The 22160-nt window shown below is 63.9% G+C and carries 16 protein-coding genes; 5 read left to right on the top strand and 11 right to left on the bottom strand.

All coding sequences use genetic code 11. The features are described from left to right. The 4 genes from ACZXDY_RS23125 to ACZXDY_RS23110 all read right to left on the bottom strand — a co-directional run bounded on the left by ACZXDY_RS23125 (position 1) and on the right by ACZXDY_RS23110 (position 4404). On the bottom strand, positions 1-1299 hold the full coding sequence (locus ACZXDY_RS23125; protein ID WP_028163448.1) for an ATP-binding protein: 1299 nt from the start codon (positions 1297-1299) through the stop codon (positions 1-3). Between the two features lie 32 nt (positions 1300-1331). Beyond that, positions 1332-2387 (bottom strand): lysylphosphatidylglycerol synthase domain-containing protein, encoded by a 1056-nt coding sequence (locus ACZXDY_RS23120; RefSeq protein WP_208830616.1) that lies wholly within the window; start codon positions 2385-2387, stop codon positions 1332-1334. A 326-nt stretch (positions 2388-2713) separates the two neighbouring features. Further along, positions 2714-3010, bottom strand: coding sequence for a hypothetical protein (locus tag ACZXDY_RS23115; protein ID WP_028163446.1), 297 nt, complete (start codon positions 3008-3010; stop codon positions 2714-2716). Beyond that, entirely contained in the window at positions 3010-4404 is a 1395-nt protein-coding gene (locus tag ACZXDY_RS23110) for an OmpA family protein (protein ID WP_464347081.1), read from the bottom strand. Before ACZXDY_RS23110 ends, ACZXDY_RS23115 begins: the two co-directional genes overlap by 1 nt. Positions 4405-4572: 168 nt before the next feature. Here ACZXDY_RS23110 and ACZXDY_RS23105 point away from each other — a divergent pair, with 168 nt between their 5' ends. Continuing rightward, positions 4573-5634, top strand: a complete 1062-nt coding sequence (locus ACZXDY_RS23105; RefSeq protein ID WP_464347080.1) for a polysaccharide deacetylase family protein — start codon at positions 4573-4575, stop codon at positions 5632-5634. Positions 5635-5829: 195 nt separating this feature from the next. Further along, complete coding sequence (locus ACZXDY_RS23100; protein ID WP_464347079.1) at positions 5830-6639, top strand: SDR family oxidoreductase; 810 nt, start codon at positions 5830-5832, stop codon at positions 6637-6639. Between the two features lie 143 nt (positions 6640-6782). Here ACZXDY_RS23100 and boxB read toward each other — a convergent pair whose 3' ends face one another. From boxB to ACZXDY_RS23080, 4 genes are all read right to left on the bottom strand, one after another. Then, positions 6783-8234, bottom strand: coding sequence for a benzoyl-CoA 2,3-epoxidase subunit BoxB (boxB, locus tag ACZXDY_RS23095; protein ID WP_464347078.1), 1452 nt, complete (start codon positions 8232-8234; stop codon positions 6783-6785). Positions 8235-8361: 127 nt separating this feature from the next. Continuing rightward, positions 8362-10050 carry a 2,3-epoxybenzoyl-CoA dihydrolase gene (gene boxC, locus ACZXDY_RS23090; RefSeq protein ID WP_464347077.1) on the bottom strand — a complete coding sequence of 563 codons (1689 nt, stop codon included), beginning with the start codon at positions 10048-10050 and terminating at the stop codon, positions 8362-8364. Positions 10051-10171: 121 nt separating this feature from the next. Continuing rightward, a complete protein-coding gene (locus ACZXDY_RS23085; protein WP_464347076.1) occupies positions 10172-10978 on the bottom strand; it encodes an alpha/beta fold hydrolase in 807 nt (268 codons plus the stop codon). A 106-nt stretch (positions 10979-11084) separates the two neighbouring features. Next, positions 11085-12620: a benzoate-CoA ligase family protein gene (locus tag ACZXDY_RS23080; RefSeq protein ID WP_464347075.1), complete on the bottom strand. Its 1536-nt coding sequence runs from the start codon at positions 12618-12620 to the stop codon at positions 11085-11087. A 138-nt stretch (positions 12621-12758) separates the two neighbouring features. Here ACZXDY_RS23080 and ACZXDY_RS23075 point away from each other — a divergent pair, with 138 nt between their 5' ends. Continuing rightward, entirely contained in the window at positions 12759-13667 is a 909-nt protein-coding gene (locus ACZXDY_RS23075) for a helix-turn-helix transcriptional regulator (protein WP_464347074.1), read from the top strand. Positions 13668-13857: 190 nt separating this feature from the next. Here the strand turns inward: ACZXDY_RS23075 and ACZXDY_RS23070 are convergent, their stop codons facing one another. Then, positions 13858-14643 (bottom strand): IclR family transcriptional regulator domain-containing protein, encoded by a 786-nt coding sequence (locus ACZXDY_RS23070; protein WP_464347073.1) that lies wholly within the window; start codon positions 14641-14643, stop codon positions 13858-13860. A gap of 120 nt (positions 14644-14763) precedes the next feature. On the opposite strand from ACZXDY_RS23070, the gene ACZXDY_RS23065 reads away from it, so the two are divergent. Together ACZXDY_RS23065 and ACZXDY_RS23060 are read left to right on the top strand one after the other, a co-directional pair. After that, positions 14764-16122: an aromatic ring-hydroxylating dioxygenase subunit alpha gene (locus tag ACZXDY_RS23065; protein ID WP_464347072.1), complete on the top strand. Its 1359-nt coding sequence runs from the start codon at positions 14764-14766 to the stop codon at positions 16120-16122. Positions 16123-16153: 31 nt separating this feature from the next. After that, positions 16154-17590 carry a glutamine synthetase family protein gene (locus tag ACZXDY_RS23060; RefSeq protein ID WP_464347071.1) on the top strand — a complete coding sequence of 479 codons (1437 nt, stop codon included), beginning with the start codon at positions 16154-16156 and terminating at the stop codon, positions 17588-17590. 321 nt (positions 17591-17911) lie between these two features. On the opposite strand, the gene ACZXDY_RS23055 is transcribed toward ACZXDY_RS23060, so the two are convergent. Both ACZXDY_RS23055 and ACZXDY_RS23050 read right to left on the bottom strand, forming a co-directional pair. Then, positions 17912-19393: a GH1 family beta-glucosidase gene (locus ACZXDY_RS23055; RefSeq protein WP_464347070.1), complete on the bottom strand. Its 1482-nt coding sequence runs from the start codon at positions 19391-19393 to the stop codon at positions 17912-17914. Between the two features lie 17 nt (positions 19394-19410). Beyond that, a complete protein-coding gene (locus ACZXDY_RS23050) occupies positions 19411-21093 on the bottom strand; it encodes a glycoside hydrolase family 17 protein (RefSeq protein ID WP_464347069.1) in 1683 nt (560 codons plus the stop codon). Between the last annotated feature and the right edge of the window lie 1067 nt (positions 21094-22160).

Below are 22160 nucleotides of genomic sequence, written 5' to 3'. Positions count from 1 at the left end.
TTATGCCGCCGCAGGGGTCTTCACCTGGGGAAAACAGGCGGTAAAAGTGGCGCCGTTTTTCGGCACGCTTTCGATCAAAAGACGGCCGCGATGACGGTTAAGAATATGTTTCACCAAGGATAATCCAAGCCCGGTTCCGCCCTGGAGGCGGCTGTCGCCGACGTCGACCCGGTAGAAGCGCTCGGTCAGCCGCGGCAGGTGTTCCGGGGCGATGCCGGGACCGAAATCCCGCACCAGGACCCGGATCTCCGGGGCGCCCTCGCCGGAGGCGGCCTCCTTCAGCGAGACGATCACCCGGCCGCCGGAGGCGCCGTATTTCAGGGCATTCTCGATCAGGTTCTCGAACAGCCGCAACAGCTCCTCGCGGTCGCCCGCGATCATGACCGGCGTCTCGGGAAGCTGGATCTCGATCACGACCTGCCGCTCGCGCGCCAGCGGCTCCAGACCGTCGGCGACCTGGCGGATGATCGGGATCAGGTCGACGCAGGTGTCGGGGCGGACATGGGCCGAGAGCTCGACCCGTGACAGCGACAACAGATCGTCGATCAGCCGCGCCATCCGCGTAGCCTGGGTATGCATGATGCCAAGGAAGCGCTCCCGCGCCCGCGGATCGTCCCTGGCCGGCCCCTGCAGGGTATCGATGAAGCCCGACAGCGCCGCGAGCGGCGTCCGCAATTCGTGGCTGGCATTGGCGACGAAGTCGGCGCGCATTTCCTCGACCCGTCGCAGCGGCGTCAGGTCGTGGAAGGTCATCAGCATGCATTTGTCGGTGCCGCCGAACAGGGTCGGCACCGGCACCGGCGTGATCACCAATTCCATCCAGCGATCGACCGGGACATGGTCGAGATAGGTGGCGCGCCGCGGCTCGGTGGTGGCGATCGCCTCGCGCAGCGCGGTGATGATCTCCGGCGAGCGCAGCGCGAACTGGGCCAGCTCGTTCTTGCGCAGCGCCGGCGCCAACTGGGCCGCCGCGGCATTGAGATGAATGACGCGGCCGGCGCGGTCGAGCAGCACGGCCGGGTCCGGCATGCCGGCGACGACGGCGGCAACCGCCCCGTTCTCGACCGGGTTGACGCTGCGGGTGTCCTCGCGAGAGGCCGCCACGTCATGCAGGCGCCAGGGCACCAGCGCCGCGGCGGCGATGCAGAGGAACACCGCAAAGGCGCGGATCAGCGAGAGCTCATCGAGCGCGACCAGCACGCTGAGCGCCAGCCCCGCCGCAAGCAGGACAATGGCCGAGTGCCGCAGCCGGTCAGGCCACGGCGAGAAAAAGGAGGAAGAGGATTCGTGAAGGGCCATTGAGCCGGCTTCTTCCTGTTCAGGCGGCGGCGTCAGGCGCTGGTGTCTCCGCGCTCGCGGACATAAACGGCCTCATGCCGCGGTTTGGCGTCGGAGCCAGCTCCCAAATGGCGCAGGCGCTTGATTCGCGCTCCAAGGATAAGCTCCCGAAACGTCAGCAAGATTACAGATATGACAAAAGGTGAAATATAGTAGAGCATCCGGAACAAAAGCATCCCGCCGAGCAGGTCCTCGCGGTCCATCTGCCAGAGGCCGACCAGCATGGCGGCGTCGAATACGCCGAGGCCACCGGGCGAGTGGCTGGCAAAGCCCAGCAGCGTCGCCGAGACGAAGATGACGGCCACCACGACAAAGCCGAGATTGGGCTCGTCCGGCACCAGCACGTACATCGCCAGGGCGCAGAACCCGAGGTCGATGATGCCGATGCAGATCTGCAAGAGCGTCAGCGGGCCGCCCGGCAGCGTCACTGTCCAGGGCCCGCGCCCGACCACCCGCGGCTGGGTCCAGACCCAGACCACATAGGCCACCAGCGCGACGATGATGGTGAATGCCGCGACCCGATTGAGCCAGGGTGGAAGCTGATCGATCGAGGCGGCGGCTTCCGGATGATAGGCAATCCCGATGCCGAGCACGGCGGCATTGCCGAGCCAGAAGGTCAACCCGGCCAGGAAGCAGATCTTGGCGACGTCGATCGCGTTCAGCCCCCAGGCCGAATAGATGCGGTAGCGTACCGCCCCGCCGGTGAAGACGCTGGCGCCGACATTGTGCCCGATCGAATAGGAGGTGAAGGCGGCGAGCGCATTGATGCGGTAGGGAACATGGCTGTGGCCGATCGCGCGCACCGCGAACAGGTCGTAGAAGGTCAGCGTGAAATAGCCGGCCGCCACGAACAGCGCCGCCAGGGCGATCTGGCGCGGCTCGGTACTCTTGATAGCCTCGAGCACCTCGTTGGTGTCGATGCCGCGCAGCATGTGATAGAGCACGTAGCACGCGATCGCGATGACCGTGATGCTAATCGCAACGCCCAATTTGTGCAGGACCTGCTTCTGGCGCAGAAACGCGATCGCCCTGCGGATTGCTTCCAGCATCTAGACCTCGAATTGCGATCCTGCGACGACGGCTATCGGGCGAACCCCGCCGACGCTCCGCTGTTCCCTCCCGCCTGTCGTAGCGCGTTTCGGGTCGAAGTGGAATTCGTCTGGCGACGATAAAACGCGCATCTTCAACACATTAGGGGGAGTTCATGACAGCAGGTGCACAGTTTTGCTGCATTCTCTCCGATCCTACAAGGAGTTGACACGTAGGCGCGGGCCATGGCCAGCCCGGCACCGATGCGACCGAACGTCCCGGCAGCAGCCATCGGGAGCACGAAAACCCGCTTGGCGGCCGCAACTTGCCGCCTCACCCGACCACCTCATCGGGCCGGCTGGCTGCGCGACACCACCCAATCACGCAGCCACGATCCCACCAGGCATCCGGCGAGGTAGAGCGCGAACATGATCAGGAACAGGTCGAGCCAATAGCCGAACCGGCCGGGAACGATGTGGCCGAGCGCAAGGGCGATCAGGATCGCCGCGAGCAGCGCCAGCCATCGCGCCAGCTTTCGTGACACGCCTTCCCCGTGCTGCACCACCGATATCCAGCCCATCGCAAGGCCGATCAACAGCGCCGCGAGCAGCCAACCCCAGAAGAACGTCGCCAAATAGGCCATCACTTCACCACGAAATCGATGCGGCGGTTCTGCGCCTTGCCTTCTTCGCTGTCGTTGCCGGCAAGCGGCTGCGTAGCGCCGTAGCCGACCGCCTGGAAGCGGGTTGGCGGCAGGCCCGCTTTGACCAGATAGTCCATCACCGCCTCGGCGCGCCGTTCCGAGAGCGCCTGGTTGGCGCTCTCGTCGCCGTCGCTGTCGGTGTGACCGGCGATCTCGATCGTGGCATTCGGGCAGCGCAGCGCGGTCTCGGTCAGGCGATCGAGCAGGCCCACGGAATCCGCGGAGATATCGGCCTTGCCCGATTCAAAGCGGATCCTCGCCTTCGACAGCAGCTCGGTGAAGAGCTGCTGGCACACGGTCGCATCCACCGGGGAGGCCGCCGGCTTCACCGAAATATCGGCCTTGTACTGCCAGCCTTGCGGAAAATCCCGGCCGAGTCCGGCGCGGATCTGGTTGGCGGCGGCGTCATAGAACGCATCGCCCGACAGCTTCACTTCGCGATCGGTCACCACGAGCGTGCCGGTCGACAGCCGCGACAAGGCGCCGAGCGCGGGCACCACGGCGTTCGCAAAGCCGGAAGGAGCGCCCAGGCTGGCCTTGAGGTTGTCGACGACCTTCTCCGAGAAGAACTTGCGCTCGGCGGCCGCGACGAGCGCGGCATGAGCGTTGTTGTCGGGCACATTGCCGGTGAGCGTCAGCGTCACCGCGACCGGATCCTTGTAGGCCTGGAAGATGTAGGGCGGCGCCTTGATGTCATTGGCTGCGACCGAATAGCCCTCCGGCAGATTCCGTAGCGCGGCCGCGATCGCCTCGCGCCCGCCGAGTTCGCGCGCCATGCCGGACAGGTTGACCTTGGTGTCGGTCAACGTGATCTTGCCATCCTTCAACTTGCCGATCTGGTCGAGCAGCAGCAGCGCCGCACTGTCGAAGCGCGGCGGCGCGCCGCGCGCGAGCGACATCTGGTCGGCGACTTCGACGCTGCCAAGCGTATTGCGGGCCGCTTCGAGCAGCTTGCCCTTGCTCGACGGTAACGGCGCACTGCCGGTGAGCGTCACCCGGACGACGTCGCGCTCGGCCGACCAGACAAATGGCTTTGCTTCGGGAACGAGCCGCGTGTCGTTATTGACGAGGCGCACGCCGGGCACTGCCTCGACAGAGGCCACCGCGCTCTGACGGCCCTCCTCCGAGAACGCCTCGGCGGCAAACGTCACGTCCCGCCCGGCGACCGCGATCCTGCGCTTGTCAAGGATGGTGTCCTTGAGCGCGGCGTTTGATCGCGCGGCGAGATCAGCCTCCACGGTTGCGGTCGTGGTCCAGGCCGCGATACCCCAACAGATGACCAGCGGAATCACGCCCGGCCACCACTTGCGACTCCACTTGAAAAGTTCGTGCATTCGGGGTCCTGGCTCCGGAACCAGAGAGAAAACAAACCCTTGGCTGACTGTCAAACCCGAAATACCGCGTCTGGCAAAGAGCCGCGTATAACCGGGCCGGCTAACCGTTTGTTCAGCGGTGGTTCGCTAATTTCGCGCCGTAATGCAACCGGCCGGCCGATGTCGCGGATGAAAAAACAGCTCAGAAAAACCGTTATCCGCGCCGGGCTCGAAGCGCTGTATTTCTCCGGAGCCCATTTCCTGCTGCGACCAATCTTCGCAGGCGTCGGCGCGGTTTTCATGCTGCACCATGTCCGGCCACGCCGCAACGATGAGTTCCAGCCGAACCATCATCTCGAGGTTGAACCGGAGTTCCTGCGCGCGATGCTGGAGCATCTGCGCTCGCTGGACATCGATATCGTCACCATGGACGAGATGCACCGGCGAATGACCGAGCGCGATTTCGCGCGGCGCTTTGCCTGCTTCACCTTCGACGACGGCTATCGCGACAACCGCGACCATGCACTGCCTGTCATGCGCGAGTTCGACGCGCCGTTCATTGTCTACGCCGCCAGCGATTTCGCGGAAGGGACCGGTCGGCTGTGGTGGATCGCGCTGGAGCAGGTGGTCGCCAAGGCGGCCGCGATCGAGGCGCCGGTCGGCGGAGCGATGACGCCGATCGATACTTCGACGCCGGAGGCGAAACACACCGCCTTCGAGCAGTTGCACGACTGGTTGCGGAGCTTGCCGGGCGAGCAGGATGTCCAGCGCGAGGTTTCGGCGCTGTGCGCACGCCATGATGTCGACGAGACGGCGATCGCGCGCAAGTTCTGCATGTCCTGGAGCGAACTGAAGGAGTTCGCCAACGATCCACTGGTGACAATCGGCGCGCACACCATCACCCATTGCAATCTCGCCCGGCAGTCCGAGGACGTGGCGGCGTTCGAGATGACCGCCAGCCGGGAACGGATCGAAGCGGCGCTGGCGCGGCCGGTGCTGCATTTCGCCTATCCCTATGGCGACAAGATCGCGGCCGGCCAACGCGAATTCGCGCTTGCCAGCGCCGCGGGCTTCAAGACCGCGGTGACGACGCGGCCGGGCATGATCTTCCCGGAAAGCGCTGATCACCTAACCGCCCTGCAACGCGTCTCGCTGAACGGCAATTACCAGGACGCGCGCATCATCCCCGTCCTCACCTCCGGCGCCGCCACCGCCGTCTGGAACGGCTTCCGCCGCATCGACGCGGCGTAGCTTCCCTTCGCAGCTGTCGTCCCGGCGAAGGCCGGGACCCATAGCCCCAGGGTGCGGTTGTGTAACGCAGGCGTCTGCCAGATCGCTTCACCGATAGATTCCGCGGTATGGGTCCCGGCCTTCGCCGGGACGACGCGATGGTTGACTCGTCTCCCTGCTCCTTTCACAACCTTCGGCAAGCAATCGGAGGAACGCATGTTCAAGGATCTGTTTTCACTCAAGGGCCGCGTTGCGCTGGTGACGGGCGGATCGCGCGGCATCGGCAGGATGATCGCCGCGGGCTTCCTCGCTCAAGGCGCGGCCAAGGTCTACATCACCGCGCGGAAAGCCGGGCCGTGTGAAGAGACGGCAAAGGAGCTTTCGGCCGAATATGGCGGCGAGTGCGTCGCACTGCCGATCGACATCTCCAGTCTCGCCGGCATCGAGATGCTGGCCGCCGAGATCAAGAAGCACGAGCCGAGACTCGACATCCTCGTCAACAATGCCGGCGCGGCATGGGGCGCGGACTTCGACGAGTTTCCGGAAAGCGGCTGGGACAAGGTGATGACCCTCAACGTCAAGGCGCCGTTCTTCCTGACCAAGGCGCTGGCCGCACCGCTGCGCGCGGCCGCAAGCGCCGAGCGGCCGGCAAAGGTGATCAACATCGCCTCGATCGACGGCATCTTCGTCAACCCGCTGGAGACCTATTCCTATGCCGCCAGCAAGGCCGGGCTGATCCATCTGACGCGGCGGATGGCGGTCAAGCTGATCAAGGACCATGTGGTGGTCACCGCGATCGCGCCAGGGCCGTTCAAATCGGACTTGAACCGCGCGGCGCGCGACAATGCCGATGAGGTGGCGACGAAGGTGCCGTCGGGCCGGATCGGCACCGACGAGGACATGGCGGGCGCTGCGATCTATCTCGCCTCCCGCGCCGGCGACTATGTGGTCGGCGCCACCATCACGGTGGACGGCGGCATCGTCTATGCGAATGCCGGGATCAAGGGCAGCGGTTGGGATTCTTAGCGACAATTACGGTGTCGTCCCGGCCTTGAGCCGGGACCCATAACCACAGGCGTGTGTGGCAAGCTCCGCCGCAACCACTTGCGCGCGTCCACAACAAACGCCTGTGGTTATGGGTCCCTGCTTTCGCAGGGACGACAGCGAGATCAGCTCTCGATCTTCACGTACTCGAAATCGCCGGGCTTGTTGTCGATGCCGACTTTCGGCGGCGATATCCACGAGGCGAACTGGCCGATCTCGGTGACCGGCTTCATCAGCGATGCGATGAACTCGCCGTCCTCGCTCGTCGGCAGCCATTCGCTCTTGCGCTTCTCCCAGGTCGCCTTGTCGATCAGGATGCCCTCGGGCGTCGCCTCGACGTCTTTGAACTCGCCGATGGCGCGGTGGAAGGCGACGTGCGGCACTGCGAGCTTGAAGTCGTAGCCTGATGTCGAGATCACCTTGTTCCAGCGCAGCATGCCCTTGACGCAGTCCTGGGTATAGTCGTCACGCAGGCGCATGTTGAGCGCGGTCAGCGCCGGCTCGTCGACCAGCTTGAGTTCGCCGTCGATCAGCTTCAGCACCGGATAGGTCGAGTTCTGGAGCTGATGATCGTCCTCGATCGTCGTCTCCTTGTAGCGGCCCTTAATGCCGGCATTGAAGGCGTTGGCGGCGTTGGTCGAGACTTCGGAGCCGAACAAATCGAGCGACAGTGAATAATGCAGGTTCAGCTTCTTCTGGATGGTCGGCAGGTCGATCACCCCGAGCGCCCGCACCTTCGCGATATCGGTCGGATCCTCGATACCGGCTTCCCGCATCGCCTCGCAGGTCCGCTGCACGACGCGGCTGATGCCGGTCTCGCCGACGAACATGTGGTGCGCCTCTTCCGTCAGCATGAAGCGGCAGGTGCGCGACAGCGGGTCGAAGCCGGATTGCGCCAGCGAGTGGAGCTGCATCTTGCCGTCGCGGTCGGTGAAATAGGTGAACATGAAGAAGGAGAGCCAATCGGGCGTCTTCTCGTTGAAAGCGCCCAGCATGCGCGGCGAGTCCGTGTCGCCGGAGCGGCGGCGCAGCAACTCGTCCGCCTCCTCGCGGCCGTCGCGGCCGAAATATTTCTGCAGCAGATAGACCATCGCCCAGAGATGGCGGCCCTCCTCGACATTGACCTGGAACAGGTTGCGCATGTCGTAGAGCGAGGGCGCGGTCTTGCCGAGATGGCGCTGCTGCTCGACGGAGGCCGGCTCGGTGTCGCCCTGGATCACGATCAGCCGCCGCAGCATGGCGCGGTGCTCGCCTGGCACTTCCTGCCAGGCCGGCTCGCCATAATGGGCGCCGAACGGAACCACGCGATTCTCTTCCTGCGGCGCGAGCAGGATGCCCCAGCGATATTCGGGCATCTTGACGTAATCGAACTTGGCCCAGCCGCGCGGATCGACCGAATAGGCGGTGCGCAGATAGACCAGCGACTGCTGGAAGCCTTCCGGTCCCATGTCGCTCCACCAGTCCATGTAGCCGGGATGCCAGCCCTCCAGCGCCTTCAAGACCTGGCGATCCGCCGACAGGTTCACGTTGTTGGGAATCTTGGTCGAGTAGTCGACGTTCATGATGTTGACGTTCATGGCAGCCTCCTTGGGGCATATTCTTTCCGTCATGCCCGGGCTTGTCCCGGGCATCCACGCACTTCCCTCCCTCGACGAAGGAAGACGTGGATGGCCGGGACAAGCCCGGCCATGACGCACCAAATCTTCAAACCCGCGTCATATCGAACTGCGCCTTCTGGCCGGTGCCGTAGCGGCGCAGCGCGCCCTCCTCGCCGACCGCATTGGGGCGCTGGAAGATCCAGTTCTGCCACGCGGTCAAACGGGCAAAGATTTTCGATTCCATGGTCTCGGGGCCGACGAAGCGCAGGTTGGCTTCCATGCCGGTGAGGCCGTCGGGGGAGAAGCTGGTGCGCTCCTCCAGGAACACGCGCACCTCGTCGTCCCAGTCGATGTCGTCGAGCGCGAAGGTGACGAGGCCGAGCCCTTCGGCCTCTTCCGCATCGAGCGCCTTGCCGATCGCGCCACGCGCCCGCTCAAGATCGGATGGGTCGGCCTGGAAGCGTGATTGCAGACGGGTCAGCCCGTGGCTCATCGGATAGGGCCCAAAATTCATCGCGGTGAGCTGGATCGCGGGCGGCGGACGGTTGTCGCCCTCGCGCGAGCCGATCAGCATGTAGGAGCGATCGGCGGCGAACACGAGTTCGGCGAGCGTGCCGACGAAGCAGGAGCCGGGCTCGACCAGCGTCACCAGCGTGCGCGAGGTGACGTCGATGCGCTTCAGCACGCGCTTCCAAATGTGCCTGATCTCGTTGACCAGCCAATGGGACTTATTGGCTTCGAGGAAATCGTCGTAAGCGACGACATGAGCGGGATCGCCGTGGCTCTTGAATACCAGCATCGCGATCCCGAGCTCGTTGATGCGCAGATGCAGGATCGCGTCATCGAGCTCGCGCGCGACCTGCAGCGGCCAGAACGCCGCTCCTTGCGCGATCAGGCCGTCGATATCGGACGGCGGCGCGGCCTCCGGCGCCTGGATCGAGATCGTGGCGATGCGTGCAGTCCGATCGATGTCGACGCTGACGAAGCCGTAGCGGATGCTGTTCTCGTCGATCACGCGGTTGAGGGGCGAGAGCGCAATGCCCTTGCCGCCGCCGTTGCGCGTCGACTTGGCGGCGAATTCCTTGACGCGGTCAGCGAGCTTGCCTTCCAGCTTGCTGTTCGGCGCGATCTCGTCGACGAGGCGCCACTGCACGGCGCGCTTGCCCTTGATGCCTTCCTCGATGGTGCAGAAGAAGTCGGCATGGTCGCGGCGCACCTTGCGCTTGTCGACGACACGCGTCAGCCCGCCGGTGCCCGGCAGCACCGCGAGCAGCGGCACTTCCGGCAGCGCCACGGCGGCCGCGCCGTCGTCGGCGAGAATGATGTGGTCGGTCGCCAGCGCCAGCTCATAGCCGCCGCCGGCCGCGGTGCCGTTGACGACGGTGATGAAGCGCTGGCCGGAATTCTCCGAGGAATCCTCGATCCCGTTGCGGGTCTCGTTGGTGAATTTGCAGAAATTGACCTTGTGCGCGTGCGTCGAGCCCGCGAGCATGCGGATGTTGGCGCCGGCGCAGAACACGCGGTTCTTGCCCGAGCGCATCACCACGACCTTCACATCGGGATGCTCGAAGCGCAGCCGCTGCACGGCATCGGCGAGTTCGATGTCGACGCCGAGGTCGTAGGAATTGAGCTTGAGCTGGTAGCCTTCGAACAGGCCGGCATTCTCGTCGACGTCCATGGTCAGGGTTGCGACCTCGCCGTCGACATCAAGCTTCCAATGCCGGTACCGGGACGGGTCGGTCTGAAAATCGATGTATTTCGCGCCGTTCGCGAGCACGCGATCCTCACCGGCCATGAGCCACCCTTGTGCGTTATTGGTTATCCGGATATGCACAATAATGCATGTTTTGGAATAGGTCTAGTCAAAAACGCGAGAACATGCACTTTGCTTCATGTTCCGGCACTCGGCCAATGACCTAGGCCGCTTGCGGCTGGTCAGTCCGCAACGCCGCCTCGGCAAAATCCGCGATTGCGTTGAGCGTTGCCTCCGGCGCCTCGCGGTGCGGCGAATGTCCCGCGCCCGGAATGACCGTGACATCGACCGGGCAGTAGCACTCTTCCTTGGCGATCTCGGCCTGGCGCAGCGTCCCGTATTGGTCGGCCCCGCCCTGCAGGATCGCGATGGGTACGCGGACATAGGCGAGGTATTCGGAAATATCCCAGTCCCGGAATTTCGAATCGAGCCAGGCGCCGCTCCAGCCGTAGAAGGCGTCGTCGACGTCCTTGTGCCAGCGCGCCAGCTTCTCCTTCAAGTTCGTACTCTCGTACATCGTCTTGATCTCCGCGATCGACTTCACCGAGATGTCCTCGACGATGAAATGCGGCGCGATCAATGCGATGCCCTGCAGGCGATGGTCCTGGTGCGAGCCGGCGTAGATCGCCGCGATCGACGCACCATCGGAATGCCCGACCAGAAGCCCGCGGCGGAAGCCAATGGCATCCAACAGCTTCGGCAGCACCTCCTGCGCCTCGGTGTGCATATAGTCGAGCGGCCGCGGCAGCTTCACCGGGCTCGAGGCGCCATAGCCGGCGCGCGAATAGGCGAACACGCCGGCGCCGGTCGCTGCCTGCAGCTTCTCGGGAAAGTCACCCCACAGTCCGACCGAGCCCAGGCCTTCATGCAGCATCACGATGGTTGGTGCTGCGTCAGGAGCCGGACCGATCATGCGGTATTCGAGATCGGAGGCGCCGATGCGAAGGAAGCCGGACGGAGAAAGAGTCATGTTGCTCCTCTTGTGTCTCTCGTCATGCCCGGGCTTGTCCCGGGCATCCACGTCCTTTTGCCAAGTGGCGAGACGTGGATGGCTGGGTCAAGCCCGGCCATGACGACTAGTGTTCCCGCAGCTTGAAGCGCTGGATCTTGCCTGTCGCGGTCTTGGGCAAGCTCTCGACCACCTCGATCCAGCGCGGATATTTCCACGGGCCGATCTTCTGCTTGACGTACTCCTTCAGCGTCTCGTGCAAGCCATCGGTGTTCGCGTCCGCGCGCAGCACCACAAAGGCCTTCGGCTTGAGCAATCCTTCCGGATCGGCTTCCGGCACGACGGCGGCTTCCAGCACCGCGGGATGGGTGATCAGCGCGCTCTCGACCTCGAAAGGCGAGACCCAGATGCCGGAGACCTTGAACATGTCGTCGCTGCGGCCGCAGAAAGTGTAACGGCCCTCGGCATCGCGGATGTATTTATCGCCGGTGCGGGTCCAGTGGCCTTCGAAGGTCTGCCGACTCTTGCTGCGCTGATTCCAGTAGCCTTCGCCGGCAGAGGGCGCATCGACCAAGAGTTCGCCGACTTCGCCATCCGGCACGTCGGCGCCCGACTCATTGACGAGGCGCACCCTGTAGCCGGGGACGGGACGGCCGGACGAGCCGTATTTGATGTCGCCGGGCGCATTCGACAGGAAGATGTGCAAGAGCTCGGTCGAGCCGACGCCGTCAAGGATATCGACGCCGAAACGCGCCTTCCAGGCATTGCCAACGGATTCCGGCAGCGCCTCGCCGGCGGAGGTGCAGATGCGCAGCCGCTTCCCTGCGGGCATCGTCTTCGACGCTTCATCGTGCAGCATCGACGCGAACAGCGTCGGCACGCCGTAGAAGATGGTCGGGTGATATTTGTTCATCAGCGCGAACATCACCGCAGGCGTCGGCCGCTCCGAGTTGAGGATGGTGGTGGCGCCGACCGACATCGGGAAGGTGAGCGCGTTGCCGAGGCCGTAAGCAAAGAACAGCTTTGCCGCCGAGAGCCCGATGTCGTTCTCCTGGATGCCGAGCACCTGCCTGGCGTAGGTCTCGGCCGTCGCGGCGAGATTGGAATGCAGGTGGCGCACGCCCTTGGGCATGCCGGTCGATCCTGACGAATAGAGCCAGAATGCGGGCTCGTCGGGATGAGTCGCGGCGGTCGTGAACTCATCGCCCTCGCGCGCCAGCTCGTCGGAAAACGTCTTGTGGCCGTGCGCATCCTTGCCGGAGACCACGACATGCTCGAGGTCAGGCATCCGCCCGACGATGTCCTTCACCATCGGCAGCAGCGCGTCGGAGATGAACAGCACCCGCGCGCGGCAGTCGGCGAGCACATAGGCATATTGATCCGCGGTGAGCAGCGTATTCAGCGGCACCGGCACCACACCGGCGCGGATCGCGCCCAAGAACACGATCGGGAAATCGACCGTGTCGAGCATGATCATCGCCACCCGCTCCTCGCGGCGGACGCCGAGACGGCGCAGCAGGTTGGCAAGGCGACGCGTCTGTCGCTGCAGCTCGCCATAGGTGAGTTGCGAGACGGTGTCGTCGAAGACGAGCTTGTCGCCGCGTCCCTCGTCGACATTGCGGTCCAACAGCCAAGTCACCGCGTTGTAGGAGGTGCCGCTCATGCCCTGCTCCGTACGCCCACGCGCGCCACGACGTCTCTCCCCAGATTTTAAGAATTATAATTCATAGAAAGCCACTGGAGCGGCTTGCTGTCAATCCTCGTCGGCACTATCCTTCCTGCGACTCCTTTGCGGGGGGACATGACAGACCAAGGCGATCCTGAAACCGATTTCCTAGAACAGCTCGGCCAGCGCGTGCGCACGATGCGCGCGCTGCGCGGCATGTCGCGGAAAGTGCTCGCCAAGGTTTCGGGAATTTCGGAGCGCTATATCGCGCAGCTCGAAAGCGGCAAGGGCAATGTCTCGATCGTGCTGCTGCGCCGGGTCTCGCACGCGATGGGCGCGCATCTGCAAGACCTGATCCCTTCCGCTGAACCGGCTCCGGACTGGGCCGTGATCCGCGACCTCCTGCGCAAGGCGACGCCGGAGCAGATCGCGCACGCCAAGGACATCCTCGCCGGCAGCAGCGCATCCACGCCGCGCCGCTCCTCATTCTCTGGCATCGCCCTGGTCGGGCTGCGCGGCGCCGGCAAGTCCACGCTCGGCAGGATGCTGGCGAAACGAATCGGCTGGAGCTTTGTCGAGCTCAACAAGGAGGTCGAGCGCGAGAACGGCCTCTCCGTCGCCGAGATCATCGCGCTTTACGGCCAGGAAGGTTTCCGGCGCATGGAGCAGGCCGCGCTGAAGCAATTGCTGACGCGGAACGAACTGATGGTGCTGGCCACCGGCGGCGGCATCGTCTCCGAGCCGTTGACCTTCGATCTGATCCTGTCGTCGTTCTACACGATCTGGCTGAAGGCCGAGCCGGAGGAACACATGGCGCGGGTGCGCCGGCAAGGTGATCTGCGGCCGATGGCCGACGATCGCTCGGCGATGGCCGAGCTGCGCAATATCCTGCTCAGCCGCGAGCCGCTTTATTCCCGCGCATCGGCCGTGGTCGATACGGCCGGCCTTTCCGTCGATGCCGCAGCCGCGCGGCTGATCGAAGCAGTGACGCCGGTGCTGCAGAACCAGGCGCGCAGTTTTGGCTTGCGCAGCGTGGCGATGTAGTTACGCCAACCACGCAACTCCCCCGTCGTCCCGGGCTTGACCCGGGACCCATAACCACAGGCCTTTGTTGTATGCTCCGCCGCAACTGCTTGCTCGCGCCACAACCTCTCCCTGTGGTTATGGGTCCCCGCCTTCGCGGGGACGACAGTCGTAGAATGGAAAGAGCGAAGCGCAATCCGGGCTACACGCTTCAGAGCAACCTGCCTTTCACATCCGCCGCTCCCTCGCGCAGCAGCGGCAGGAAGCGTTCGATCAACTCTTCCGTCGGCACGCGGTCGACATGGGCGCCCATGTTGATGGCGGCAACAATAGTGTCGTCGTAGCGGCGCACCGGCACCGAGATCGAGCGGAAATGCGGCTCGGCTTCGCGGTCGACCAGTGAATAGCCCTTTTGCCGATCGGCGATGATGGCGGCGAGCAGCCGCTTCGGGTCGGTCACCGTCTGCGGCGTCAGCGCCTCGCGGCGCATCGCCTTCAACCGCATTGCCAGTTCTTCATCACGAAGCCGGCCGAGCATGGCGCGGCCGACCGAGGTGCAGAAGGCCGGCAGGCGGTAGCCGATATCGAGACCGCTGGAGAACATCCGCGCCGGGCTGCCGCGCGCGACGAACACCACCTCGTCGCCATCGAGCAAGGCCAGCGAACTGATCTCCTGCGCCGCGCTCGCGATACGATCGAGCACCGGCTGCAGCACCGCGATCACCTGGTTCGAGCGCAGGTACGATCCTGCGAGCGTCAGCACATGCGTCGTGAGTGTGAACAGCTTACCATCCGTTGCGACGAACCCGCCGCGCTCCAGTGTGAACAGGATGCGCCGTGCAGTGGCGCGCGGCAGGTCGGCGGCACGCGCCAGATCGCTCAGCGTCGCAGGGCCGGTGATGGTGCCGAAGATCTGGAGCAGCCGCAGCCCGCGGTCGAGGCTTTCGACGAAATCGGTGGCGCGCTCCTCGCGATCTTCACGCTTCAGCTTCGGCATAGGCCCGCCCCATGGCGGCGCGGATCAAAAATTGGGCTTGCCGCCGTATTGAGCCATGGCATAATTCGCCCATTCGTTCAATAGGCGAACAAATCCAGATACCCGGGAAGGAACGCCGCCATGATGAGCCAGGAGCAGAACGACCTGATCACCCGCACCGGGCCGAAGGATCCGTGCGGGAAATTGATGCGGATGTACTGGCAGCCGGCGGCGCTGGTGGACGAACTCGAGGGACCGCGGCCGGTACGCCCCGTCAGGCTGCTTGGCGAAAATCTCGTACTGTTTCGTGACGAGCAGGGCCGCTACGGCCTGATCGAGCGCCATTGCGCGCATCGCGGCGCCGACCTCGCCTTCGGCCGGCTCGAACATGGCGGCCTGCGCTGCGCCTTCCACGGCTGGCTGTTCGACGTCACCGGTCAATGCCTGGAGACGCCGGCCGAGCCGAAGAACTCGCAGCTCTGCAAAGGCATCCGGCAGCGCTCCTATCCCGTGGTCGAGAAGAGCGGCATCCTCTGGGCTTATCTCGGCGAAGGTACCCCGCCGGCCTTTCCGGAGATCGATTGCTTCGTGGCGCCCGGCAGCCACACCTTCGCCTTCAAGGGTCACATGAATTGCAACTGGCTGCAGGCGCTCGAAGTCGGCATCGATCCCTCGCACGCCTCCTACCTGCACCGCTTCTTCGAGGACGAGGACACCTCGACCGCATATGGCAAGCAGTTCCGCGGCGCGTCCGCGGGATCCGAGATGCCGATGACCAGGATCCTGCGCGAATATGACCGGCCCATCATCAATGTCGAGCACACCGAATATGGCCTGCGGCTGATCGCGCTGCGCGAACTGGATGAAGCGCGCACCCATGTGCGCGTGACCAACCAGCTCTTCCCGCACGGCTTTGTCATTCCGATGAGCACGGAGATGACAATCACGCAGTGGCATGTGCCTGTCGATGACGAGAACTGCTACTGGTACGCGATCTTCACCAGCTACACGGCGCCGGTCGACAAGAAGAAGATGCGCGACCAGCGGCTCGAGCTCTATGAGCTGCCTGACTACATCTCGCGCAAGAACAGGTCGAACGATTACGGCTTCGATCCGCACGAGCAGATGACGGCGACCTATACCGGCATGGGCAACGACATCAACGTCCACGACCAATGGGCGGTGGAATCGATGGGCCCGATTCAGGATCGCACCAAGGAGCATCTCGGCCAAAGCGACAAGGCGATCGTGCAGTATCGCCGACTGCTGCGCCAGGAGATCGAAAAGGTGTCCGGCGGCGAGAAGCCGATGCTGTTCCTGGATGAGGCGACATCCCGCAGCATCCAGGGCCCCGCGACCATGGACGGCATTGGGCCGACCCAGGGTTGGGAGCTCTACTGGATGGAAGTCGACGTCAAGCGCCGCCGCGGCGCGCCGTGGGCCGCGCCGGTGCCGAGCGAGATCGCCGGCAAGGTGCGGCATCTCTCGGCGGCCGAGTGAGCGGGCGGCATCAGCAAGGGGGAACAGCGCCTTGAGCTTTGTCCAGCGTCACGGCCTGTGGTCGGATGAGCAAAAGGCGGCGGCGGCGCGCGTCCGCCGCATCGTCGAAGAAAATAACCTCGAAGTCATCCGGCTGTCGTTTCCGGACCAGCACGGCATCCTGCGCGGCAAGACGCTGATCGCAAGCGAAGCGGTGCGCGCGCTGGAAAGCGGCTGCTCCATCACCACGACCATGCTGGCGAAGGACACTTCGCACAAGACGGTGTTTCCCGTATTCACCGCCGGCGGCGGCTTCGGCATGAAGGAGATGGAAGGCGCCGCCGACGTGTTGATGGTGGCCGACCCCACTACGTTCCGGATACTGCCATGGGCGCCCACGACGGGCTGGCTGCTCTGCGACATCTATTTCAATGACGGCCGGCCGGTGCCGTTCGCGACGCGCAATCTCTATCGCAGGGTGCTCGAGCAGCTCGGCGCGCGCGGCTATGACTTCGTTGCCGGCCTCGAGGTCGAATTCCACCTCTTCAAGCTCGACGACGCGCATATGGCGCCGGAGGATTCCGGTCAGCCGGGCCGGCCGCCCTCGGTGAGCCTGCTCTCGCACGGCTATCAATATCTGACCGAGCAGCGCTACGACCAGATGGAGCCGGCGCTGGAAATCATCCGCCGCGACGTCCTTGCGCTCGGCCTGCCGCTGCGCTCGGTCGAGGTCGAGTTCGGGCCGAGCCAGTGCGAATTCACGTTCCAGCCGACCGCGGGCATCGAGCCTGCCGACACCATGGTGCTGTTCCGCGCCGCGGTGAAACAGATCGCGCGGCGGCATGGCTATCACGCGACCTTCATGTGCCGCCCGAAGCTGCCGAACGTGTTTGCGTCGGGCTGGCACCTGCATCAGTCGCTGGTGTCGCGCACAAGCGGCGAGAATGCATTCATGGCCAGGGAGCCCGACCAGGCCTTGAGCCCGTTCGGGTCCTGCTATCTCGCCGGGCTGTTGGAGCATGCCCGCGCCTCCACCGTGTTCACGACGCCGACCATCAACGGCTACAAGCGCTACCGCTCCTACTCATTGGCGCCGGACCGCGCGATCTGGGGCCGTGACAATCGCGGCGTGATGATCCGCGTGCTCGGCGGCACGGGCGATCCCGCGACGCGGCTGGAGAACCGGATCGGGGAGCCGGCCGCCAATCCCTATCTCTACATGGCCTCGCAGATCCTGTCGGGGCTGGACGGCATCGACCGCAAGCTCGATCCGGGGCCATCGGCCGACACTCCGTACGAAACCAAGGCGGCGCTATTGCCAAAGAGCCTGCGTGAGGCGGTGTTCGCACTGAGCGACGATCCGTTCTTCCGTCAGGCGCTGGGCGCGGAGTTCGTCGATTACTACGTGCACATCAAGAACGCCGAGATCGAGCGCTTCCAGGCCGAAGTGTCCGACTGGGAGCATCGCGAATATTTCGAGATGTTCTGAGGGGACGGACGCAGCGAACAAGGACAGTAGACCTCACCAAATGACGGCGATATTCCTCACACGCGCGTGAATCGGTTTCGTGCATAGTCGCCCGACGAAATCCACTATGGCCGCAACGAAACCATTTTGCCAAGCCACGAAAATCTCCTGAAAGAATAAGGGGTCAACCTACCCCTCCATGATCAACAGCGGAGTTCGATCATGTTGGCATATTTCTTCAACATCATCGACCGCTTCGCCTGCCGCGCCAGTCTTGCGCAAATGGGACGGCACCATCTGGGCCGCTGACATCAAAGCATTTATGTGCGCCTGTCCGGCGTATCAGACCACGGCGTTTTGCTTGATGACCTCACGGTAGAATGAAGCGCTCAATTTGGGGGTACGGCGTTGCGTCTTGAAGTCAACGTGGTAGAGCCCGAACCTTTTCTGATACCCATCCGCCCATTCAAAATTATCGATCAGGCTCCAGTGGAAGTACCCGGCCACGGGCACTCCCTGTGACGTCGCGCGCTGGAGCTGCTGCAAATAGTTGCGCAGATACATCACCCGATCGAGGTCGTAGACGTTGCCGTCCGCTGCAGGTTGGTCCGACGACGACGTCCCGTTCTCGGTGATATAGATCGACCGCACGCCCCATAGCTTTGCCGCGTGACGCGGGGCCCAGTACATCGCCTCGGGGCCGAACCGGAGCCAATCCGCATCCATGTGCGGGAACGATGCGGGAAACGGCGCCAAGGCGAAGCCGCGTTCGTTGTCGGCCGCCAGCACGTAATGGTCGGGCTTGTAGATGTTCAGCCCCAAGAAATCGATCGGCGACGAGATAATGCGGAGATCTTCGGTCGTGTATTTTGGGGCGTCCTTTCCGGCCTGAGCCAGAAAGCCGTCGATGTACTGCCCTTCGAGCATCACGGTCAGATAGCCGCCGTTGAGTTCACGTGTCGCGATTTCTGCGACGCGCACATGCGCGGGAGTGTCGATCGCCGGTATGCAGACGACCAGGTTCTCCGCGGGCCCGACCTTCGTCCCCGGCCGCCCACGCGCGCGGATCGCCTGCACCGACAGGCCATGCCCGAGCGCAACGTTGTGACGGACCTGATTCAACTCGGCTTGCGGCAGTTTCAAACCAGGTGCGTCGATCCCAAGGCCGTGGCCGAGATGAACGAGCCTCGAACATTCGTTGATGGTGAAGATGTGGCTGACGCGATCGGTCAGGCGCTCGGCGACATAGGCCGCGTAATCCGCAAAGGCCTTCGCGGTGTCGCGCGACATCCAGCCGCCGAAGCGGTCCTGCAATGCCTGGGGCAGATCCCAATGATAGAGCGTGGCGAACGGCTCGATGCCGTTAGCCAGGAGTTCGTCAATCAGCCGGTCGTAGAAGTCGAGGCCCTTCGGATTTGGCGTGCCTGCCCCCTCCGGGAAGACGCGCGGCCACGCGATCGAGAACCGATACGCCGTGGCTCCCAGCGCCTTCATCAACTGGACGTCGTCGCGGTACAGGCGATAGTGATCATCGGCGACATCCGCATTGCTGTGATCGATGATGGTGCCGGGCGTGTGAGCAAAGCCGTCCCAGATCGCCGGCCCGCGGCCGTCTTCGTTGACGGCTCCTTCGATCTGATAGGCCGAGGTCGCCGTGCCCCATCGGAAATCGGCCGGAAAGCCGGCCAGCGAATTTTCACCGGCGGCTCTGACCCCCTGCGGCTTGCCGGCATCGGCCGGATAGGCCGGCGCGGCCGACAATCCGAGCGCTGCCGCTCCGGCGAGCGTTGCGAAATGACGCCGTGAAAGTCCATCCAGCGACATCGACGTACTCCAGAAATTCACCGCTCGCGCGACGACCACAGCGCGGCGCCAAGCAGGACAAACGCGGCCGCGGTCCATAGCGACTGCCAGTTTTGAATGCCTTCATTCAGCAGGATGAAGACCGCGGCCGCCGCGAACAGGCCAGCGAATACCGACTCGGATGTTGCGCGCACCTCCGGCTTTCGACGGTTCAGCAGCGCCACCACCAGGATCGGCACCGCCGCCATGGTCAAGCTGGCAAATGGGAAGTCGCGCGACCGCGGGTCGAACATGAAGCCCAGTGCGCTTTCCGCCGCGGCCATGACCGTGAGGAGAAGCACAGCGCCGTGAAGCAGTGCCGGCAGCGATCGTGTTCGCATCTCGCGCGGTCCGATCAATTCCGCAAACGCCGGGAGCGCGCGGCCCGACATCAAGGCGTTCATGCACAGGAGCGGCAGAACCGTTGCTGCGATCAAGAACGAGCCTTGCCGCATCAATCCGGCAAGGCCGTAGCTTTCGTGGAGCGCATTCTCGACGCTGATACCGAGCAGGATTCCGCCGACGGTGGCGGATGCCGCCACCGCAAGCCACCGCAACAATGCCGTTGGCGCAGCCGAGCGCAGGCGCGCCAACAACGCCGTGACGAACATGGCGATGCTGAAAGTTAGGCCAGCGCCGAGCTGCAGCTTCCAGAACGGATAGTTGCTGACGGCAGCTCCGGGTGGATATTTCAGCCGGCGGCTTTCTCCATCGAGCCAGCCCCAATGAGCGCCCACCGTCCCTTCCCACTGGCGCTTCCATGGCTCGTCATACGCTTCGAACAAATTGATACGAACGTTCTCCCGACTGGCCTTGTCGAGCAGCTCGAAGGTGAAGCGCGCCTGATTGATGCGCGATGGCAGCGCACCGTCGCGCATGCGTCCTCGGCTCGGCCAGCCGGCCTCGCCGATGAAGATCTCCTTTCCGGGAAATGCCAGCGCGACCTTGTTGCGCGCGTCGAGCACATGCTGGGGCGCTTCCTCGGCGCGGGGCGGAACGTCTTCCCAATAGGGCAGGACGTGGATCGTCACGAAATCGACGTCATGGCCGAGCTCCGGGTAGCGCAGCCAGAAGTCCCAGGTGTCGGCGTAGCTCACGGGAACGCTGACGCGAACCTTGGCGGAGCGGATGGCCTCGCGAAGGCCCGCCTCGGGCAATTCACCACGGAGCAGCACCTCGTTGCCGACGATGACGGCGGTGACGACGTCGGTAAATTGGTTGGCCAGCGACACCGCGGTTTCAATGAGGCTGGCATTCTTCAGACGATCACGTCCGATCCAGACGCCGAGGATCACCTTCAGCCCGACCTTTGAGGCAAGCTCCGGCACCTTGTCCAGGCCGTTCTCCACCGAGTAGATGCGGATGCAGCTGGTGATCTTGGCAAGATCGGCGATATCTTCCGCGATCTGGTCCGGGCTGATGACGGCGGAGGAATTCCACGGCGTCTGGTGGCCGCGAAATGGCGCATAGGAAACACAATCCAGCTTTTTCGCGACATCGGCAGTCGCATGTCCGAGCGGGACCGGCATCGCCAGCCACCGCCACACCGCGATGATGGTGCATATGGACAGCAAGAACAGCCACAGCGGCGCTGCCCCCCTCAGCGGCGCTCTCGCGGCAGCGTCACCGGGCGAACGGCCCGCACGGTTGGGGCTTAATCCGGCGGGAGGATCGACCTGCATCACTTAGACGCTCCGGGCTGCGTCGGAACCGACGACCGCAGAAGAGCGCGAAAAACCATCCAGGTCGCTGAAGAAAGCGATTGAAGACATTGTTTCAAATGCTCTAGCCCAGCTCGGTCAAGCCAACGCTAAATTCCCAGATCGACCATAGACGACTACGACAGGCTACGTCCGTAGATTTGCGGAAGAAGTATAGCAGCCTCTTTCATTCGCCTACAAACGTAGGAATGGCAATGGGTAAGCTACGCGCGTTCTTGATGACGGCCCCGCAATTGTGCGGGGAAGCTGTTGATGCGGCGACGCGAGTTCATTACGGGCGCGGCGGCGCTGGCTACGCGCGGATCGCGCGCTATGCAGGCATTGCCATTCTCGATCCTTCCGCGCGCAGTTTGAGTTAGCACGAAGCAATCCATGCCTCAGCAGGCAGAGAAATGGATTGCTTCCGCCTTCGCTCGTTGAGCTACGGCGGACAAGTCGCCGGCGCTCTCCTCATCCTACGATGTCGTCCCTGCGAAAGCAGGGACCCATAACCACAGGCAGGTGTTGTGGCGGGAGCAAGCGGTTGCAGCGGAGCACATAACAAAGACCTGTGGTTATGGGTCCCGGGTCAAGCCCGGGACGACGCGGGGAGAGACCACGATTCAAATGTCAAACAGCGAAAGGATGTGAGTCCGCATTCTCGCGGCGCGTTTTGCGCCCGAGCTTTGCGTCTCGTTTCACCCTCCTCGATATCAGAGGGCGCAGGGAAAGCCGGGTGCCGGTTGCACCCGTGGGTCCCGTGCAACAAAAAGCACGGGGGTAGGACCACAGGTCAACCGAAGCATTCCGGCTTTCCCTGCGCAGTGGTTTACGGCTTACTTCGTGCTCTCCTTGGTGACCGGGCTTTCTTGCCACCATCACCCGCGGCAGTTCTTGCTGCTCGCGAGCTTAGCGCCAGCGTCGGGGCGCCAGGACCACACGACTTCGCCGTCCGTGATGCGCGTGCTCGTCAGTCATACGCATCGCGTCCACCGCATCTCACCGCAACGTTCGTGACGATCGCGAGCCGCCCCTCATCCGCCGTGAGA

It is taken from the genome of Bradyrhizobium sp. LeoB3 (assembly GCF_055456055.1).
The sequence above is the reverse complement of the archived record's forward strand: the minus strand, read 5'-3'. Positions and strand labels throughout refer to the sequence as shown.